Below are 18,890 nucleotides of genomic sequence, written 5' to 3' on the forward strand. Positions count from 1 at the left end.
CCTGGTCCTCATCACCTGGTACCAGGGGGCGGCCTAGGCGGCCACCGAGAACCTGGTCGTCGGCCCGACCCCCGGACCCGGGCACTGCCGGGGAAGTGCACGGACCTGACCCGGGCACTTCCGCGGAAGTGCCCAGGTCAGGTGACGCGGGAGCGCTCCTGCGGGTAGCCGCGCCAGGCGCCGTCCTCGAGCAGGGCACGGAAGCGGTCGACGGCGTCCCAGACGTCGACGAACCGCGTGTAGAGCGGCGCCGGGCCCAGCCGCACCCGGTCGGGGGTGCGGAAGTCGGGGACGACGCCGCGGTCGACCAGCGCCTGGGTCAGCTGCCACGCCGCCGGGTGCGCCAGCGTCACGTGCGAGCCGCGCCGCGCCGGGTCGCGGGGGCTGGCCAGCACCACGCCGTGCGGGGTGAGGCAGGCGTCGGCCAGCGCCACCAGCAGGTCGGTCATCGCCCGCCCCTTGGCCGCCAGCCGGTCGATCCCCGCCTCGGCCACCAGTGCGGCGCCCACCTCCACCGCCGCGGCGGCCAGCACCGGCGGCGTGCCGACGCCGAAGCGGTCGATGCCGGGTGCCGGGTCGTAGGCCGGGCCCATCGCGAACTGGTCGCGCTGGCCGAACCAGCCCCAGATCGGCTGCCGCAGCTGCTCCTGCAGCTCCCGCCGCACGTAGAGGAAGGCCGGCGCCCCGGGCCCGCCGTTGAGGTACTTGTAGGTGCAGCCGACGGCGAGGTCGACGCCGGTGGCCGCGAGGTCCAGGGTCACCGCGCCCGCCGCGTGCGAGAGGTCCCAGAGGACCAGCGCGCCGGCCTCGCGCGCGGCCGCCGTCACCGCCGCGACGTCGGCCAGCGCCCCCGAGCGGTAGGCCACCACCGACAGCACGACGACGGCGACCCGCTCGTCCAGCGCATCGGTGAGCACCGCCGGGTCGAGGCCCTCGTCGACGTCGGCCGGCACCTCCCGGACGGTCATCCCGCGCGCGGCGGCCACCCCGGCGACGACGTAGCGGTCGGTGGGGAAGTCGTCGGCGGAGCACACCAGCACGTCGCGGCCGGGGCGGGCGTCGGCGGCGGCCACGAGCAGCTTGTAGAGGTCGACCGATGTCGAGTCGGCCAGCAGCACCTCGCCGGGCCGGGCCCCCAGGACGCCGGTGCCGATGACGTCGCCGACCCGCGTGCCGACGTCGATCCACGACGCCCACGAGCCCACCAGCCCGCGGCCCCACTCCTCCTCGGCGACCCGGGCCAGCGCCGCCGGGGTGTCCCGCGGCATGCGGCCGAGCGAGTTGCCGTCGAGGTAGAGCAGCCGGTCGGGGCCGTCGTCGTCGGTGCCCGCGAAGCGGCTGCGGAACCCGGCGAGGGGGTCGGCGTCGTCGAGCGCCTCGGCGGCGGCGCGGGTGAGGTCCACGGGTCCTGTGTACCGGCCCCGGCTAGCGTCGCCCCCCGTGACGCAGCTGCACGACCTCACCGCACTGGAGCAGGCAGCCGCGGTCCGGGCGGGGGAGGTGAGCCCCACCGAGCTGGTGCGGCACGCCCTGTCCCGGATCGAGGCGCTCGACGGCGGGCTCGGCGCCTTCGTCACAGTCACGCCCGAGCGGGCGCTGGCCGCCGCCGCGAGGGCCGACCGGGTGGCCCGGCGCGGGGGTGCGCTGCCGCCGCTGCTGGGCGTCCCGACCGCGATCAAGGACCTCAACAACACCGCCGGCGTGCGCACCACGTTCGGCTCGACGGTCTTCGCCGACTTCGTCCCCACCGTCGACGACGCCGTCGTCACCAGGCTCGCCGCTGCCGGGACGATCAGTCTGGGCAAGACGAGCACGCCGGAGTTCGGGTTCCCGGCCTACACCGACAACGACCTCGTCGGTCCCGCGCGCTGCCCCTGGGACCCCACCCGCCTGGCCGGCGGCTCCAGCGGCGGGGCGGCAGTCGCCGTCGCCGCCGGGATGCTGCCCGTCGCGCAGGGCAGTGACGGCGGTGGCTCGATCCGCATCCCGGCGAGCGTCAACGGCCTGGTCGGCATCAAGCCGGCCCGCGGCCGGGTGAGCAACGCGCCGTTCGGCAGCGACGTCACGGGGCTGGGCACCAACGGCCCGATCGCCCGGACCGTGCGCGACGCCGCGGCCCTGCTCGACGCGATGGCCGGGCCGGTCACCGGCGACGCGGCCTGGGCGCCGCCGCTGCCGCCGGGGGAGACGTTCCTCGGCGCCGCCGAACGGCCGGTGGGGCGGCTGCGGATCGGCCGGGCGGTGGAGTCCCCGATGCCCGGCGCGGTGGTGCAGCCGGAGGTCGCCGCCGCGCTCGACGACGCCGCGCGGCTGCTCGAGTCGCTCGGGCACGAGGTCACCGACGTGCCGGACGGCCTGCTGACCCCCGACGTCCTGGGCGCCTTCGAGCGGGTGTGGTCGCTGTCGGGGACGCTGCTGCCGGTGCCGCCGGAGCGGGTGGGGGAGCTGCGGCCGCTCACCCGGGAGCTGCGCGCCCGCGGGCTGGCCCAGACGGCGCAGTCGGCGATGGAGGCGCTCACCGCGCTGCGGCTGTTCTCCCGCCGCTACGTCCAGGCGACCGACGCCTTCGACGTCCTGCTCGCCCCGGTGACCACCATGACGCCGCGGCCGCTGGGCTGGTTCGACGCCGACGGCGACGGCGCGGCCGACTTCGAGCGGCAGAAGAGCTACGCCGCCTTCACCGCGCTCTACAACGTCACCGGCCAGCCCGCCGTCAGCGTGCCGCTGCACTGGACCGACGACGGCCTCCCGGTGGGCACCATGCTCGTCGGGCGCCCCGCCGACGAGGTGACGCTGATCGCGCTCGCCGCCCAGCTGGAGCAGGCCCGGCCGTGGGCGCACCGGCACCCGCCGTGCTGGGACGCAGACGCATAGGTGATCACCGCGGGCGGTAGATTCCGGGTCGTGACCGTCGTCGAGACCCTGCTCGTCTTCCTCGTCGCGCCGCTGGCCGTGTACGTCCTGCTGTGGGCGCTGACCTACCTGCCCGGCGGCCGCAAGCGCCAGGGCGTCCGGTACAAGCCGGGCCAGCCGTGGGACCACGAGCCGGTCTGGTACGAGCCGCAGCCGGCGAACGCCCCCACCCACGCCGCGGGCCAGGGCGACACCCAGGCGGTCGGGTCCTCGCTCTACGGCGAGCCCGCCGCGATCGGCTCCGGTGACGGGCACGGCCCCGGCCACGGCGCGGGGGTCGCGACCTCGCACGGGGCGACGGCGGCCGGGTCGCCGGACCACGGGTCGACGATCGGTTCCCACGTCATCGCCTCGGACTCCTCGCCCGCGCCGGCCGCCGTCGGCCCGCTCGGCGGCGCGCGCGGGACCTGGTGAGCAGGACCGGTGACCCGATGAGCCGCACCCACCCCACCACCCACTCCGGAGGCCGGCGATGACCCGCGTCCTGCAGGCCGAGGCCCACGACACGGGCACCGTCGACACCGCGCCCAACCGGGCCGACGAGGGCTACGACACGATCTTCAGCTACCGGGAGCTCGCCCGGCTCGACGAGGCGCTCACGATGGCCTCGCGCGAGACGGGGCTGCGCTTCACGCTCTGGATCGGCGACCTCGGCCCGAAGACCCGCATCCGCGCGGAGGAGCTGCACGCCCGCGGCGGCGACCCGGCGAACTCGGTGCTGCTCGCCGTCTCGCCCGGTCAGCGGGTGATCGAGGTGGTCACCGGGCCGGCGTCCGCCCGCCGGCTGCCCGACCGCGCCTGTGCCCTGGCCGTGCTGTCGATGACGAACTCGTTCGCCTCCGGTGACCTCGTCGGCGGCATCGTCAACGGCCTGCGGCAGCTGTCGGACCAGGCGGGTCACCCGCGCAGCGCCCGCACCCACTGACACCCGGGACGAGCGCCCCGACCGACGCCGGGAGCCCGGCCGGACACCCGTCCGGCCGGGCTCCCGCCGTTCCGGCTCCCGGGCGGACGTGGTGCCCCGTCGCGATGACGGCACCTGCGGGGTGACACGGCCGAGGGCCCGGGAGGACGGCGTCCTCCCGGGCCCTCGGTGGCCGTGCGGGTCAGTTCGCGGCGGCGTCCCGCTGCCGGGCGCGCAACGCGCGGGCGATACCGTCACGGCCCTCGGTCACCAGCCGGCGCAGCGGCGCGGGCTGGCCGTCCTGCCCGAGCCAGGCGTCGGCGGCCTGCAGCGTGCGCTCCTCGACCACCGGCGGGAACAGGTACTGGACGGCGTTCTTCGCGATCTCACCCGGGCGGCGCTCCCACATCGGGCCGATCTCGGCGAAGTAGCGGTCGACGTACCCGGCGGTGAGCTCGCGCTGCGCGGGGTGCCAGAACCCGGCCACCAGCGCCTCGTGCACGGCGTTGGGGACGTCGGCGTCGTGGAAGGCCCGCTTCCACGCCTCCTCCTTGGCCTCCGCCGTCGGCCGCAGCGCCCGCGCGGTGGCGGCCCGCCGGGCGCCGGTGGCGGTGGCGTCCCGCTCGGCCTCGGCGTCGATCTCCGCGTCACCGGCCGCACCGATCGCGACCAGGCCGTTGAGGAAGGCCCAGCGCGCGTCGGCGTCGACGGCCAGCCCCTCGACCGTCCGCGACCCGTCGAGCAGCCCGCGCAGCACCGTGGCGTGCTCCTCGGTCCGCGCGGCGGCGGCGAGGGTGCGCGACCACTGCAGCTGCACGTCGCTGCCCGGCTCGGCCGACTCCAGCTCCTGCAGCGCCTCGTCCGCCAGCGCCGTCCAGCCGGTGGGCGCCCAGGCCGGGTCGGCGTAGGAGGTCAGCGCCGACTGCACCCGCGCGAGCAGCGACTGCACCACGCTGATCTCGGTCTCGGCGTCGATGCCGGCCAGCACCAGCTGCACCCACTCGCGGGCGGGCAGCTCGGCGTCGCGGGTCATGTCCCACGCCGCCGACCAGCACAGCGCCCGCGCCAGCGGGTCGGAGAGGGCGCCGATCGCCTCGCGCAGCGTGGCCAGCGAGCGCTCGTCGAGGCGCAGCTTGGCGTAGGTGAGGTCGTCGTCGTTGACCAGCACCAGGTCGGCGGCCGGGTGGCCGACCAGGTCGGGCACCTCGGTCCGCTCGCCGTCGACGTCGAGCTCCACCCGGGTGGTGCGGGTCAGCCCCTCGGGACCGCGGTCGTAGAGGCCGACGGCCAGCCGGTGCCGGCGCAGCACCGGGTGCTCGGGGACGGCGGTCTGCTCGATGGCGAAGGAGGTGTACCGGCCGTCGTCGCCGACCTCGGACACCGGGCGCAGCGTGTTGACCTGGCTGGTCTCCAGCCACTGCCGGGACCACTCGGTGAGGTCGCGGCCGGTGGCCTCCGACAGCGGGTCGAGCAGGTCGGCCAGCGTGGTGTTGCCGTACTCGTGGGTGCGGAAGTACTGACGGATGCCGGCGAGGAACTCCTCGCGGCCGACGTAGGCCACCAGCTGCTTGAGCACCGACGCGCCCTTGGCGTAGGTGATCCCGTCGAAGTTCACCTCGACGGCGGCGACGTCGACCATGTCGGCGGCGATCGGGTGGGTCGAGGGCAGCTGGTCCTGCGCGTAGGCCCAGGCCTTCTCGGCGTTGGCGAAGGTGGTCCACGCGGTCGTGTACTCGGTGGCCTCGGCCTGGCACAGCGTGGAGATGTAGGTGGCGAAGGACTCGTTGAGCCACAGGTCGTCCCACCAGCGCATGGTCACCAGGTCGCCGAACCACATGTGCGCGAGCTCGTGCAGCACCGTCTCGGCGCGGCGCTCGTAGGTGGCCCGCGTGGCCCGGGATCGGAAGACGTAGTCCTCCAGGATGGTCACCGCGCCGGCGTTCTCCATCGCCCCGGCGTTGAACTCCGGCACGAACAGCTGGTCGTACTTGTCGAACGGGTACGGGTAGTCGAAGACCCGCTGGAAGAACTCGAAGCCCTGCTTGGTGACCCGGAACAGCTCGTCGGGGTCGAGGTGCTCGGCCAGCGAGGCGCGGCAGTACAGCGCGAGCGGGATGTCCTCGTAGGCGTCGGTGACCCGCGCGTAGGGGCCGGCGACCAGCGCGAACAGGTAGGTCGACAGCCGCTTGGTGGCGCCGAAGTGCACCAGCTGCGAGCCGGCCGGACCGGCCTCGATCGTGCGGTCGCCGGTGTTGGACACGACCTGCCAGTCGAACGGCGCGACGACGTGGACGGTGTAGGTGCCCTTGAGGTCGGGCTGGTCGAAGCAGGCGAAGACGCGCTTGGCCTCGGCCGGCTCGAAGTGCGTGTAGAGGTAGACCTGGCCGTCCTCGGGGTCCTGGAAGCGGTGCAGGCCCTCCCCGGAGTTGGAGTACCGGCAGTCGGCGTCGACGACGAGGGTGTTGTCCGCGGCGAGGTCGGGCAGCGGCAGGCCGCCCTCCTCGGTGTAGGTGGAGACGTCGAGCTCCACCCCGTTGAGCGTGGCCGAGCGGACGGTCTCGGCGACCAGGTCGACGAACGACCCCGCCCCCGGCTCGCGGCAGGTGAAGGTCACCGTCGTCGTCGAGCGGAAGGTCCCGGCGCCCGGGCGACCCTCCCCGTCGGTCAGGTCGAACGCCAGGTCGTAGCTGTCGACGGCCAGCAGGCGGGCGCGCGCGGCGGCGTCGTCGCGGGTCAGGTTGGGTACGGCCACACGCGGCAGCTTCCCACGGCCGTCCGACACGCCCGGCGGCGACGGGGGAACAACCGCCCGGCCGGGGCACTTGCGAGCGGTGGAGGGGCCGCCGCTCGCCGGCGGCCGGACGACGACGAGAGGCGGGTCCCCGCGATGACCGAGGCAGTGCAGAGCGCCCCCACGACGGCCCGGGTGGACTTCTGGTTCGACCCGCTGTGCCCGTGGGCCTGGCTGACCAGCCGCTGGGTCCTCGAGGCGGCGAAGGTGCGCGACATCGACCTGCACTGGCACGTCATGTCGCTGTCGGTGCTCAACCGCGGGCGGGACCTGCCGGAGGAGTACCAGCAGATGATGGAGCAGGCGATCGGCCCGGTCCGGGTCGCGATCGCCGCCGCGGAGAAGCACGGCGAGGAGGTCCTCGGCGACCTCTACACCGCCATGGGCACGCTGCGGCACCACGAGGGCAAGGAGCTCGACGAGATCATCGCCCCGGCCCTGGAGCAGGTCGGCCTGCCCGCCGAGCTCGCCGACGCGGCCGGCTCCACCGAGTACGACGAGGCGCTGGAGAAGAGCCACCACGCCGGCATGGACCCGGTCGGCGACGACGTCGGCACGCCGGTCGTGCACATCGACGGCGTCGCGTTCTTCGGCCCGGTCATCAGCAGGGTGCCCACCGGTGAGGACGCCGGCCGCGCCTTCGACGGCGCCGTCCTGCTCGCCAACCTCCCCGACTTCTGGGAGCTCAAGCGCACCCGCACCTCCGGCCCGGACATGTCCTCGGTGCCGGCCGACGTGCTGCAGCTGACCCGCCGCTGACCCCCACCGTGCACTTCCGCGGACGTGCCCCGCGCACATCCGCGGAAGTGCACGCGCCTCACCGGAGCCGGGCGGCCGCCACGCGCATGGTCGCCGCGTCGTAGGGCCCCCGGTCCAGGTCGCCGGCCCGGACCGCGGCCAGCACCGCGAGCAGCTCCTCGCGCTGGGCCCCGACGAAGTCGGCGTCGACGACGGCGCCGTGCCCCGGGACGACGGCGCCCCGCGCGAGCGCGTGCAGCCGGCCCAGCGTCGCGGGCCACTCGGCGGGGAAGGCGTCCTCGAACGCCGGCGGGGCGCCCTGCTCGACCAGGTCGCCGGCGAACACGGTCCCGTCCTCCACCTCGACGACGAGGTCGTGCCCGGTGTGCCCGCGGCCGAGGAACCGCAGCACCACCTCGACCCCGCCGACGTCGAGCACCGCCACGTCGTCGACCAGCGCGTCCGGCGGGTCCAGCGGCGCCTGCCGCACCTGCTCGGCGGCCGCGTCGTCGCCGGCGGCGCGCAGCTCGGCGACCCGTGCCGCGCGCTGCGCCTCGCCGGTGGCCCGCAGGTCGGCCGCGCAGCCGCGCGTGCCCCACACCGTCGCCGGCCGGAACGCCGCGTTGCCGAAGCAGTGGTCGTAGTGGGCGTGGGTGTTCACGACCGTCCACGGGTGTGGGGTCACCTGCCGGACGGCGGCGGCGAGGTCGGCGGCCTCGGCCAGGGACGAGCGGGTGTCGACGACGAGGCAGGCGCCGTCGCCCACCACCAGGCCGCAGTTGAGGTCGAGGGACGCGTGCCGCCGGACGAACACGCCGTCGGCGACCTCGGTGACGCTCACCAGCAGATCCGCATCGGCCGGCCGCGGGCGTCGGTCGACCCGTCGCCCACGCACTCCGCGTCGCCGTCGGCCACCCGCCGCGCCGACCACGCGGCGGCGCACGCGTCGAGCGCGTCGACGGCAGGAACGCCCTCCGGTGCCCCGGACAGCGCGTCCAGGACGTCCATGACCGGCGTGAGGGCGCGCAGCCGCTGCCCCTGACCCCGCGCCGTGGACTTCGGGTCGCGCACCCGGTCGTCGAGCCGGCGGAACGCCAGCTCCGGGTGCACCTCGTGGACCCGGGGGTCGGCCGGCTGCCCGAGGGCGTCGTCGAGGTCGCGGATCGCGCGCGTCAGCTGGAAGGACTGCGCCGACACTGACCGCCCGCGGGTCGCCGCGACCGACAGCTCGCGGGCGTGGGCGTAGTCCCGGGCGGCCAGGACCGCCCTGACCGGCGCGGGGAAGACCGAGCCGGCCGCGCCTCGCCCGCGCAGGGCGTCCCGCGCGGCGACGTCACAGGCCCGCGGGCCGTCGTCGGACAGCCCGATCGGCATGTCGACGGCGACCACCGCCACGTCCGGCACGGCGAGGACGGCGGCGGCGTCGGGCAGGTCCAGCAGGCGGACCGACCGCCCCTCGAGCAGCGCCCCCACCCAGCGCCCGCGCCAGCCGTCGACCCCGAGCACCGCCACGGGCCGACCCTGACAGACTCGGCCCATGCGCGTCTTCGTCGGCACCGACCACGCCGGGCTGGAGTTCAAGGAGCACCTCAAGCAGGCGCTCACCGAGGCCGGTCACGAGCCGGTCGACTGCGGCGCCTTCGACTACGACCCGCAGGACGACTACCCGCCGTTCTGCATCGAGGTCGGTGAGCGCGTGGTGGTCGAGCCGGGCAGCCTCGGCGTGGTCATCGGCGGCTCGGGCAACGGCGAGCAGATCGCGGCCAACAAGGTGCCTGGCGTGCGCGCCGCGCTGGTGTGGAACACCGAGACCGCGCAGCTGGCCCGCCAGCACAACGACGCCAACGTCGTCTCCGTCGGCGCCCGGCAGCACTCCGTCGAGGAGGCCACCGCGCTGGTGATGGAGTTCCTCCGCACCCCGTTCAGCGGCGACGAGCGGCACGTCCGGCGGATCGGGCTGATCTCGGACTACGAGCAGAACCGCCACCGCCCCGCCGGCGGCCTGCCGACCCGCGGCGACGTCGTCTGAGGATCAGAACTCGTCCGGGCACCACGGGGTGACCGGCCAGCGGAACGCCGTGGCGGCCTGGGTCACCGCGCCCGGGCTCACCTCGGTCACCCGTCCGGCGGCCTGCATCGTCGCCAGCGACACCCCGCCCAGGTAGGCGGCGCCCAGCGCCTCGACGTCGACCACCAGGTCGGCGTCGGCCTCGGTGCGGGCGCACCACGCCCCCGCCGGGTGACCGCGCAGCCACCAGCGGCCGTCGTTCCAGGGGCAGGTGCGGTCGCGCACCTCGACGACCAGCTCGACCACGGCGGGGTAGCGGCGGGCGGCCAGGGCGCGGCCGACGTCGACCAGTCGGACCCACAGCGCGTCGAACGGCTGCGAGCGCAGCGCCCGCGGCTCGGCCAGCAGGTGCCGCAGCGGCTCGTCGGGCGAGGCGGTCGACGCGCGCACCGTGCGGACCAGGTCCAGCGACAGCACGAACCGCCACAGCGCCGCGTGCGCCGACGGGCCGGCGCCGCGCAGCTCCTCGACGTCGACGGTGCCGTCGGGCTGGCCGTCGTCGGTCCAGTGCGCCTTCACCCGGTAGGCGGCGTAGCCGGTGACCGTCCCGTCGGTCTCGGTGTGCAGCAGGTACCGGCGCTCGGTGGCGCCGCGGCGCTGGCCCGGGTCGTCCTCCAGCAGCCGGCCCCACCAGCGCTCGTCGCGGTCCAGGTTGCCCGGCACCGTGCGGCGCAGCCGGTCGTGGAGGCCGACGACGGCCGCGCGGTAGTCGTCGGCGCCGACCAGCTCCACCCGCCCGGTGCCCAGGTCGACGTCGGGCCGCAGCCGCATCCGCGCGACGTCGCCGGACAGGCCGCCGCGCACGGTGGCCGGGGCGTAGCCGAAGCGGCCGTAGATCGACGACTCCGAGGCCCACAGCGCCGCGACCGGCTCGCGTTCCTGCTCGTGCAGCTCGGTGAGCTGGCGCCGCATGATCGCCGTCAGCAGGCCGCGGCGCCGGTGCGTCGGCGCCACGGTCACCCAGGTGACCGCGGCGCACGGGACGACCCCGCCGGGCACGGTCAGCTCCCGGGTGTAGACGCCCGAGGTGGCGACCACGCGGTCGCCCTCCCACAGCCCCAGCGACCGGTCGAGCTCGGCGGTGACGGGGACGCGCTCGAGGAACGAGCCCGGCGGCTCCTCGCCGAAGGTGTCGAACAGGGCGCGGCCGAAGGCCGGCCACTCCTCGGCGGTCGCGGGGCGCAGGTCGGCGGCATCGGTCACCCCTGCTGTCTACCGGGCGGGGACGACGTCCCGCGACCGTGTTCCGCGGTGCCACGATGCCCGCGTGCAGGGACAGCGGCCGGTCGGGTGGTGGGTCAGGCGGCTCGACGAGCTGCTCGAGGAGGGTCTCGACGGCGTCGTCGTGGGGGAGGGGCTGACCCGCCGGCACTGGCAGCTGCTGCAGTCGGTGGCCGGCGCGCCGGTGCCGCGCGCGGACCTGCACGCCGCGCTGGCCGGTTTCGCCGGGCCGGAGGACCTCGGCGCCGCGCTCGCCGACCTGGCCGCCCGCGGCTGGCTGGCCGACGACGCCGGGACGCTCGCGCTCACCGCGGACGGGCGGGTCGCGCACGAGCGGCTGGCCGCCGCCGTCGGGGCCTTCCGCCGCCGCGTGGCCGACGGGCTGACCGCCGAGGAGTACGCCGCGGTCGTGGCCGGGCTGGCGCGGATGGTGGCCAACGTCGAGGCGGCGCTGGCCGATCAGCCGCGCAGGTAGGCCAGCGTCGCCATCACCCGGCTGTTGCGGTCCTCGTCGGGGGCCAGGCCGAGCTTGGCGAAGATCCGCTGCGTGTGCTTCTCCACCGCGCCGGGGGTGACCACCAGGACGCGGGCGATCGCGGTGTTGGAGTGCCCCTCGGCGATCAGCCCGAGCACCTCGCGCTCCCGCGGGGTCAGCCGGCGCACCGGGTCGTCGGCGCGGCGCCGGGCGAACAGCTGGGCCACCACCTGCGGGTCGAGCACCGTGCCGCCCGCGACGACGTCGTCGAGCGCGGCCAGCAGCTGGTCGAGGTCGGTGACCCGGTCCTTGAGCAGGTAGCCGGCGCCGCCGCGGCCGTCGGCCAGCAGCTCGTCGGCGTAGGCGACCTCGACGTACTGCGAGAGCACCAGCACCGCCGTCCCCGGCACCGCCCGGCGCACCTCGACGGCGGCGCGCAGCCCCTCGTCGGTGTGGGTGGGCGGCATCCGCACGTCGACGACGGCGACGTCGGGCCGCAGCTCGCCGACCGCGCGCACCAGCGAGGGGCCGTCGCCGACCGCGGCCACCACGGTGGTGCCCGCCTCCTCGAGCAGCCGGACCAGCCCCTCGCGGAGCAGGACCGAGTCCTCGGCGAGCACCACCCGCAGCGGCCGGCCGGGCTCGCTCACGCCCACGGCAGCTCGGCGACCGTGCGCGTGGGGCCACCGGGCGGGCTGTCGACGGTCAGCACCCCGTCCACCGCCCGCAGCCGGTCGGCCAGCCCGGCCAGGCCGTGGCCGGGCACGGTCAGCGCACCGCCGGCGCCGTCGTCCTCGACCACCACCCGCAGCAGGTCGCCGGACCGGCCCACCTCGACCCGGCACACGCGGGCCCCGCTGTGCTTGGCGACGTTGGCCAGCGCCTCGCTGACGACGAAGTAGGCGGTGTTCTCGGTGGCCGGGGCCAGGCGCTGCTCCGGCAGGTCGACGGCCAGCTCGACCGGCACCGGCGAGCGGGCGGCCAGCGCGGCCAGCGCGGCGGCCAGGCCGCGGTCGGCCAGCACCGGCGGGGCGATGCCGCGGGACAGCGCGCGCAGCTCCTCCAGCGCCTCGCGGGCGAGGACGCCGGCCTCGGTGATCGTGGTGCGGGCGGCGGCAGGGTCGCGGTCGAGCTGCCGCTGCGCCCGGGAGAGGTCCATGCCGAGGCGCACCAGGTGCTGCTGCGGGCCGTCGTGGATGTCGCGCTCCAGGCGGCGCAGCGCCACGGCCTCGGCGGCGACGGCGGCGTCGCGGCCGCGGGAGAGCCGGCCGATCTCGGCCTGGGTCGCGGCCCGCGAGGTGAGCAGCACCCGGCCGAGTCCGGCGTGCAGCAGGGCGACACCGCGCACGACGACGGGCAGCAGCACCGCGGCGACGACGCCCACGGCCACGTACAGCAGGATCCGCCGGGCGGGGGAGGACTCGAGGCCGAGGAGCTCGAGCAGGTCGGCGTTCTCGGGGTCGGCCGACGGGTCGGGCAGCGCCCAGTCCCAGGCCCAGTAGGTCAGCCCGCCCAGCGCCAGCGCCCACGTCGTCACGGTGACCGAGAAGGCGAGCACGGCCGCCGGCAGCCGCAGCACCGCGTGCAGCGCGTCGAGCCAGGACTGCGGGTCGCGCAGCGGGGTCAGCAGCCGGCGCACCCGGCCGCCGTCGGGGGTCAGGTAGGCCGGCCGGGGGACCTCGTGGCCCAGCACCGCCGGCAGCTGCGCCCGCTCGGCGGCGGCCAGACCGCGGGCGGCCAGCAGCGTCCCGGCGAGGACGGCGACCCCGACCCAGATCACCAGCGTGCCGACCCCGACCGCCACGCCCGTGACGACGAGGGTGAAGGCGAACACGCCGATCGGCAGCGACAGCAGTGCGTAGCCGGAGTCGACCAGGGCCTGGCGGGCCACGCGGGAGCGGTAGGGGGTGGTCGCGGTGGGCATCACGAGGGTCTCGCTGGTCATGACCCGAGCCTGCCGACGCGCCGCCGGCCGGCCGATCCCGTCACCCGGTCGATCCGCTGTCGGGCTGGCCCGACAGCGGCTGCCGTCTGCGTCTGCGTCTGCGTCCGTGTCGAGGTCCATGTCGAGCGCCGATCGTCCCGGCGGCGGGCGGCGGTGTCCAGGACGTCGCTACTGTCGAGGCGCCGGGCGCGCCGCCGCCGTCGCGCTCCCCGCGACCGGGTGCCCGGCGGACGGAGGTGCCGCGCGTGCGCCATCGGGCCGCCCCCCTCGCCGTGAGCGCCCTGCTGCTCGCCGCCGGCTGCACCTCCTCCGGCGGCGGTGCCGGCGGCGGGGACGCGGAGCCCGCGCGGGCCGCCACCGCCGCCCCCGGCGAGCGGCTGACCGTGGTCGCCGACGCCGAGCCCGTCGCCGCCGCGGTCAGCGCGAGCCGGGCGCTGTTCGCGGAGTCCGACGTCGCCGTGGTCGCCCCCGCGGGCGACTCCGCGGCCACGCTGCTGGCGTCGTCGGCGGCCGTCGGCCTGGGCGTCCCGCTGCTGCTCGACCCCGAGGGCGAGGGCTCCGACGACGCGGTCGCCACCGAGCTCGACCGGCTGGGCGCCGGCACCGTGCTCGCGGTGGGGGCCGACGCCGCGCCCGGGGACGTCGAGGTCGTGTCCGTCCCGGCCACCGCCGACGCCGTCGCCGCGGCCACCGGCCTCGACCTCGCCGACGCCGACCCGGTGCCCGCCGGCGGCGAGGCCGCCGCGGTTGCCGCCCTCGAGCCGGACGCGCCCGCCGCGCTGCTCCCCGAGGACGCCGGGGAGCCGGCCGACGGCGAGTCCTCCGGCGAGCTGCCCGCGGTCGAGCGCGGCGAGCCGCTGGAGACCACCGTGGTCCTCGCCGACGGCGACCCCGCCGCGCTGGCCGGCGTCGCCACCGCCCGGGCCGCCGGCGCGCGGGTGCAGGTCACCGAGGGACAGACCGACCCGCGCTCCTCCGGGGACGTCGTCGAGGCGGTGGCCGGCGCGGACACCGTCGTCGCCCTGGGGGCCGCCTTCGGCGCCGAGGAGGGGCTGGACTGGAAGCTGGCGACCGCCGCGACCGGTACGCAGCTGCCCGGCGGCGGGCAGCTGCTGTTCCCCGAGCACTTCATGGTGGCGCTCTACGGGCACCCGGGCACCGCCTCGCTCGGCGTGCTGGGGGAGCAGGACGTCCAGGCGTCGATCCAGCGGGCCCGCGACCACGCCGCGCCCTACGAGGCCCTCGTGCCCGACGCCACCGTCGTCCCGTCCTTCGAGATCATCGCCACGGTGGCCTCGGCGTTCCCGACCGACGGCAACGACTACTCCTTCGAGACGCCGGTCGACGAGCTGCGGCCGTGGGTGGAGGCCGCCGGCGCCGCGGGCCTCTACGTCGTGATCGACCTGCAGCCCGGCCGCGCCGACTTCGTCACCCAGGCCGAGCTGTACCGCCCGCTGCTGGAGCTGCCCTACGTGGGGCTGGCGCTGGACCCGGAGTGGCGGCTCGCGCCGAACGAGGTGCACCTGACCCAGATCGGCTCGGTCTCGATCGAGGAGGTCAACCGGGTGGTCACCTGGCTGGCCGACCTCACCCGCGAGAAGCAGCTGCCGCAGAAGCTGCTGGTCCTGCACCAGTTCCGGGTGGACATGATCCCCGGCCGCGAGCAGGTCGACCTGTCCCGCGACGAGCTGGCGGTCATGGTGCACGTCGACGGGCAGGGCTCGCAGCCGGCCAAGCAGGACACCTGGCGGGTGCTGCAGAGCGTGGGGCCGCCGGGGCTGAACTGGGGCTGGAAGAACTTCTACGACGAGGACGTCCCGATGCTCACCCCGGAGGAGACGATCGCCCAGGTCTCGCCGCGTCCCCAGCTGATCACCTACCAGTAACACACCGGGATCGTGGCGGAACCGTCCGTCACGGGTTACCGTCCCTCGGCGCCCGCGACCGCCGGGCGTGCGAACGCGAGGGGACGACAACCGCATGCAACGACGCAGGAACTGGGCTCTCTCGGCCGGGGTGGCCGTGCTGGCCGTGGCCGCCGGGGCGACGACGCCCGCGGCGGCAGCGCCGCCCGGCCCGTCCGACGAGCTCGACATCACCCTGCTGGCCACCACGGACCTGCACGGCCGGGTCCAGGACTGGGACTACTTCAAGAACGCGCCCTACACCGAGCGCTCCGGGGACACGACCGGCCTGGCCCGGGTCGGCTCGGTCGTCGACCAGGTGCGCGCCGAGGAGGGGGACGAGCGCGTCCTCGTCGTCGACAACGGCGACTTCCTGCAGGGCACGCCGCTGAGCTACTACTACGCGCGCCAGGAGCCGGTCACCGAGACCGGCGCCGAGCACCCGATGGCCGCCGCCTACGACGCGATCGGCTACGACGCCCAGGTCGTGGGCAACCACGAGTTCAACTACGGGCTGGACCTGCTGCAGGCCTACACCGACGACGTCGACCACCCGGTGCTCGGCGCGAACGTCCTCGACGCCGCCACCGGGGAGCCCTACCTGCCGCCCTACACCCTGCAGAAGGTGCAGGTGCCCGGCCACAAGCCGGTGACCGTCGGCATCCTGGGGCTGACCACGCCCGGCTCGGCCATCTGGGACCGCGCCAACGTGGAGGGCCGGGTCGAGTTCCAGGACATGGTGGCCGCGGCGGAGCACTGGGTGCCGATCGTCGACCGGCAGGCCGACGTCGTCGTGGTGCTGTCGCACGCGGGCGTGGGCGGCACGTCGTCCTACGGGCCCGACGCCGCCCCGACCGAGAACCCGACCGACGTCATCGCCCGCACCGTGCCCGGCATCGACGCGATGGTGGTCGGCCACACCCACCTCGACAAGCCGTCGCAGGTCGTGCGCAACGAGGTGACCGGCGAGGACGTCGTGCTCACCCAGCCCTACCGCTGGGGCGCCACCGTCAGCCGGGTCGACGTCGCGCTGGCCAAGACCCGCGGCCAGTGGGACGTCACCGGCGTCACGGCCGAGGCGCTGCGGACCAAGGACCACCCCGAGGACCCCGAGGTGCTCGCCGCGACCGCCGCGGCGCACGAGACCACGGTCGGCTACGTCAACCAGGTCGTCGCCACCTCGGCGCAGGCCCTGTCGGCGGCCACCAGCCCCTGGGAGGACACCTCGATCCTCGACTTCGTCCAGGACGTCCAGACCGACACCGTCGACGCCGCGCTCGAGGGGACGGAGTACGCCGACCTGCCGGTGCTGTCGATCGCCGCGCCGTTCAGCCGGACGGCGACCTTCCCGGCCGGTGACGTCACGGTCCGGGACATCGCCGGGCTCTACGTCTTCGACAACACCCTCGAGGCGGTGACGCTGACCGGCGCCCAGCTGCGGGAGTACCTCGAGTACTCGGCCCGGTACTACGAGCCCGCGCCGGCCACCGGCGCGGTCGACCCGGCGACGCTCACCAACGCCTTGGTCGCCGAGGCGCCGAACGGGATCCCCGACTACAACTACGACCAGCTGTCCGGCGTCACCTACGACGTCGACCTCGCGCAGCCGGTCGGGTCGCGGATCGTGGACCTGTCCTACGACGGGCAGCCGGTGGATGACGACGCCCGGTTCGTCGTCGCGGTGAACAACTACCGGCGCTCGGGCGGGGGCGGCTTCCCGGCCATCTCGACCGCGCCGGTGATCTACAACGAGCAGCAGGAGATCCGCCAGCTGCTCATCGAGCGCGCGCAGTCGACCGGCGTCATCGACCCGGTGGACTTCGCCGCCGAGAACTGGCGCCTCGTGCGCGACGGTCAGCCACTGGTGCCGTGAGGAAGGACCCCCCTGCCCCCGCCACTCGCACGCTCGTGGCGGGACCCTGCAGGGGGGCCGGCTCCCCGCCCGCCCGTCCGGGCGGGGAGCGCACTCCGGGGCTCCCGTTCGGTCGGTGCCCCGTGGTGGACTGCACGCCTCGCCGACGGAGGACGTCGACAGGGGTGCCGACCAGGGAGGGAGCCCGGAGTGACCAGCGTGCTGAGCGGGGTGTCCGGTGAGATCGACCCACGGTTGCTGGAGCACCGGCGCGAGCTGACCGGGTACTGCTACCGGATGCTCGGGTCGAGCTTCGACGCCGACGACGCGGTGCAGGAGACGCTGGTCCGGGCGTGGAAGAGCCTGGCCGACTTCGAGGGGCGCTCCTCGCTGCGGTCCTGGCTCTACCGCATCGCCACCAACGTCTGCCTCGACCAGCTCTCCGGCCGGCAGCGCCGGGCGCTGCCGATGGACCTCTCGGGCCAGTCCTGGTCGCCGGTGGAGGCCTCGCTGGCCGCCAAGCGGCCGGCCGAGGCCTGGGTCGAGCCGGTCCTCGACCGGCAGGTCCTCCCCGAGGACGGCGACCCCGCCGAGCGGGCGGTGGCCCGGGAGTCGGTGCGGCTGGCCTTCGTCGCGGCGCTGCAGCACCTGCCGCCGCGGCAGCGCGTCGTGCTGCTGCTGCGCGACGTGCTGCGCTGGCACGCCGACGAGGTGGCCGAGCTGCTCGACAGCACGGTCGCCTCGGTCAACAGCGCACTGCAGCGGGCCCGCGCCACCCTGGCCGCGATGGGCGGCGCCCCCGAGGAGCGGCCCCTCGACGCCGACCACCGCGAGCTGCTCGCCCGCTACCTCGACGCGTTCGAGCGGTACGACATCGACGCCTTCGTGAAGCTGCTGCACGAGGACGCCACCCAGCACATGCCGCCGTTCGAGATGTGGCTGGGCAGCGCGGCCGACATCGGCACGTGGATGCTCGGCCCCGGCAGCGGCTGCCGGAACTCCCGGCTGCTGCAGACCGAGGCAAACGGCAGCCCCGCGGTGGCCCAGTACCGGCCCACCGCCGACGGCGGCCACGCGCCCTGGGCGCTGCACGTGCTGGAGATCGAGGACGGCCGGATCCGGCACATCACCAGCTTCCTCGACCTCGACAACGACCTCTTCCGCCGGCTCGGACTGCCCTCCGCCGAGGAGCTGGACCAGGAGGAGCTGGGCGCCGAGGAGCTGGACGAGGCCCGTCCCTGACGCCGGCGGTCAGGGACGTCCCCGGCCGGCCGGCAGCCGGACGTCGAACTCCGCCCCGCCGGCCGGCAGTCCCCGGGCGGTAACCCGGCCACCGTGGGCCTCGACGAGGGCGCGGACGACGGCGAGGCCCTGGCCGGTGCCGCCGGTCTCCCGTGACCGCGGCGGGTCGGCGCGCCAGAAGCGGTCGAAGACGCGGTCGGCGTCCTCCGCTGCCAGGCCGGTGCCGGTGTCCCGGACGGTCAGGCGGGCGTCGCCGTCGCGCCGGCCGAGCGCGACGGCGACCCGGCCGCCGGCGGGGGTGTGCCGCAGCGCGTTGTCGAGGAGGTTGCCGAGCACCTGGGTGAGCCGTTCGGGGTCGGCGGTGACCTCGAGCGTGCCCGGCGGCGGGTCCAGGAGCAGCCGGACGCCGGCCTCGGCAGCCCGGGCGCGGAAGCCGTCGAGCACGCCGGCGGCCAAGGCGGCGAGGTCGACCGGGCGCCGCTGCAGCGACAGCCGGCCCGCGTCGGCCAGGCTGAGGGTCCGCAGGTCCTCCACCAGCCGGGCGAGGGTGCGCGTCTGCTGCACCAGGCCGGCGACGCCGTCGGCATCGAGGGGCAGCACACCGTCGCGCACCGCCTCCAGCCGCCCCTGCAGGACGGTCAGCGGGGTCCGCAGCTCGTGGGCGACCGCGGCCGCGGTCGCCCGCCGCTCGGTGTCCAGCCGCTGCAGCGCGGCGGCCATGCCGTCGAAGTCGCCGACCAGCCGGACGGCCTCGGGGGGGGGGGGGGGGGGGGGGGGGGGGGGGGGGGGGGGGGGGGGGGGGGGGGGGGGGGGGGGGGGGGGGGGGGGGGGGGGGGG

At 76.0% G+C, this 18,890-nt stretch carries 17 protein-coding genes; 9 read left to right on the plus strand and 8 right to left on the minus strand.

Going from position 1 to position 18,890, the window contains the following annotated elements:
* Positions 1-137 precede the first annotated feature (137 nt).
* The gene (gene kynU / locus ACI8AD_RS23540; protein WP_456872955.1) at positions 138-1,403 is read right to left on the minus strand and encodes a kynureninase; all 1,266 of its coding nucleotides are present in this window, start codon (positions 1,401-1,403) and stop codon (positions 138-140) included.
* A gap of 37 nt (positions 1,404-1,440) precedes the next feature.
* On the opposite strand from kynU, the gene ACI8AD_RS23545 reads away from it, so the two are divergent.
* Genes ACI8AD_RS23545 through ACI8AD_RS23555 form a run of 3 tightly spaced genes read left to right on the plus strand, consistent with a single transcriptional unit; the run spans position 1,441 to position 3,838 of the window.
* Positions 1,441-2,874 carry an amidase gene (locus tag ACI8AD_RS23545; RefSeq protein WP_456872956.1) on the plus strand — a complete coding sequence of 478 codons (1,434 nt, stop codon included), beginning with the start codon at positions 1,441-1,443 and terminating at the stop codon, positions 2,872-2,874.
* A gap of 30 nt (positions 2,875-2,904) precedes the next feature.
* Positions 2,905-3,327: an aa3-type cytochrome oxidase subunit CtaJ gene (gene ctaJ, locus ACI8AD_RS23550; RefSeq protein WP_456872957.1), complete on the plus strand. Its 423-nt coding sequence runs from the start codon at positions 2,905-2,907 to the stop codon at positions 3,325-3,327.
* A 58-nt stretch (positions 3,328-3,385) separates the two neighbouring features.
* Positions 3,386-3,838, plus strand: a complete 453-nt coding sequence (locus tag ACI8AD_RS23555; RefSeq protein WP_089406116.1) for a DUF5130 family protein — start codon at positions 3,386-3,388, stop codon at positions 3,836-3,838.
* 181 nt (positions 3,839-4,019) lie between these two features.
* Here the strand turns inward: ACI8AD_RS23555 and pepN are convergent, their stop codons facing one another.
* A complete protein-coding gene (gene pepN / locus ACI8AD_RS23560; protein WP_456872958.1) occupies positions 4,020-6,569 on the minus strand; it encodes an aminopeptidase N in 2,550 nt (849 codons plus the stop codon).
* A 135-nt stretch (positions 6,570-6,704) separates the two neighbouring features.
* On the opposite strand from pepN, the gene ACI8AD_RS23565 reads away from it, so the two are divergent.
* Positions 6,705-7,367 (plus strand): mycothiol-dependent nitroreductase Rv2466c family protein, encoded by a 663-nt coding sequence (locus ACI8AD_RS23565; RefSeq protein ID WP_456872959.1) that lies wholly within the window; start codon positions 6,705-6,707, stop codon positions 7,365-7,367.
* A gap of 58 nt (positions 7,368-7,425) precedes the next feature.
* On the opposite strand, the gene ACI8AD_RS23570 is transcribed toward ACI8AD_RS23565, so the two are convergent.
* Positions 7,426-8,187, minus strand: a complete 762-nt coding sequence (locus tag ACI8AD_RS23570; protein ID WP_456872960.1) for an MBL fold metallo-hydrolase — start codon at positions 8,185-8,187, stop codon at positions 7,426-7,428.
* The gene (locus ACI8AD_RS23575) at positions 8,184-8,858 is read right to left on the minus strand and encodes a DUF429 domain-containing protein (protein WP_456872961.1); all 675 of its coding nucleotides are present in this window, start codon (positions 8,856-8,858) and stop codon (positions 8,184-8,186) included. Before ACI8AD_RS23575 ends, ACI8AD_RS23570 begins: the two co-directional genes overlap by 4 nt.
* Positions 8,859-8,883: 25 nt before the next feature.
* Between ACI8AD_RS23575 and ACI8AD_RS23580 the strand changes: the two genes are divergently transcribed.
* Complete coding sequence (locus ACI8AD_RS23580) at positions 8,884-9,375, plus strand: ribose-5-phosphate isomerase (protein WP_089406112.1); 492 nt, start codon at positions 8,884-8,886, stop codon at positions 9,373-9,375.
* A 3-nt stretch (positions 9,376-9,378) separates the two neighbouring features.
* On the opposite strand, the gene ACI8AD_RS23585 is transcribed toward ACI8AD_RS23580, so the two are convergent.
* Positions 9,379-10,617, minus strand: a complete 1,239-nt coding sequence (locus ACI8AD_RS23585) for a GNAT family N-acetyltransferase (protein ID WP_456872962.1) — start codon at positions 10,615-10,617, stop codon at positions 9,379-9,381.
* Between the two features lie 64 nt (positions 10,618-10,681).
* Between ACI8AD_RS23585 and ACI8AD_RS23590 the strand changes: the two genes are divergently transcribed.
* Entirely contained in the window at positions 10,682-11,110 is a 429-nt protein-coding gene (locus ACI8AD_RS23590; protein WP_456872963.1) for a hypothetical protein, read from the plus strand.
* On the opposite strand, the gene ACI8AD_RS23595 is transcribed toward ACI8AD_RS23590, so the two are convergent.
* Together ACI8AD_RS23595 and ACI8AD_RS23600 are read right to left on the minus strand one after the other, a co-directional pair.
* On the minus strand, positions 11,095-11,760 hold the full coding sequence (locus ACI8AD_RS23595) for a response regulator (RefSeq protein ID WP_456872964.1): 666 nt from the start codon (positions 11,758-11,760) through the stop codon (positions 11,095-11,097). The genes ACI8AD_RS23590 and ACI8AD_RS23595 overlap by 16 nt on opposite strands.
* The gene (locus ACI8AD_RS23600; protein ID WP_456872965.1) at positions 11,757-13,055 is read right to left on the minus strand and encodes a sensor histidine kinase; all 1,299 of its coding nucleotides are present in this window, start codon (positions 13,053-13,055) and stop codon (positions 11,757-11,759) included. The genes ACI8AD_RS23595 and ACI8AD_RS23600 overlap by 4 nt, the downstream gene beginning before the upstream one ends.
* 245 nt (positions 13,056-13,300) lie before the next feature.
* Here ACI8AD_RS23600 and ACI8AD_RS23605 point away from each other — a divergent pair, with 245 nt between their 5' ends.
* From ACI8AD_RS23605 to ACI8AD_RS23615, 3 genes are all read left to right on the plus strand, one after another.
* On the plus strand, positions 13,301-14,941 hold the full coding sequence (locus ACI8AD_RS23605) for a hypothetical protein (protein ID WP_456872966.1): 1,641 nt from the start codon (positions 13,301-13,303) through the stop codon (positions 14,939-14,941).
* Positions 14,942-15,035: 94 nt separating this feature from the next.
* Positions 15,036-16,832, plus strand: coding sequence for a bifunctional metallophosphatase/5'-nucleotidase (locus ACI8AD_RS23610; protein WP_456872967.1), 1,797 nt, complete (start codon positions 15,036-15,038; stop codon positions 16,830-16,832).
* 189 nt (positions 16,833-17,021) lie between these two features.
* Positions 17,022-18,053 carry a sigma-70 family RNA polymerase sigma factor gene (locus tag ACI8AD_RS23615; protein ID WP_456872968.1) on the plus strand — a complete coding sequence of 344 codons (1,032 nt, stop codon included), beginning with the start codon at positions 17,022-17,024 and terminating at the stop codon, positions 18,051-18,053.
* Positions 18,054-18,062: 9 nt separating this feature from the next.
* Here the strand turns inward: ACI8AD_RS23615 and ACI8AD_RS23620 are convergent, their stop codons facing one another.
* Complete coding sequence (locus ACI8AD_RS23620; protein WP_456872969.1) at positions 18,063-18,773, minus strand: sensor histidine kinase; 711 nt, start codon at positions 18,771-18,773, stop codon at positions 18,063-18,065.
* Positions 18,774-18,890 lie beyond the last annotated feature (117 nt).

The organism is Geodermatophilus sp. SYSU D00766 (assembly GCF_054049915.1).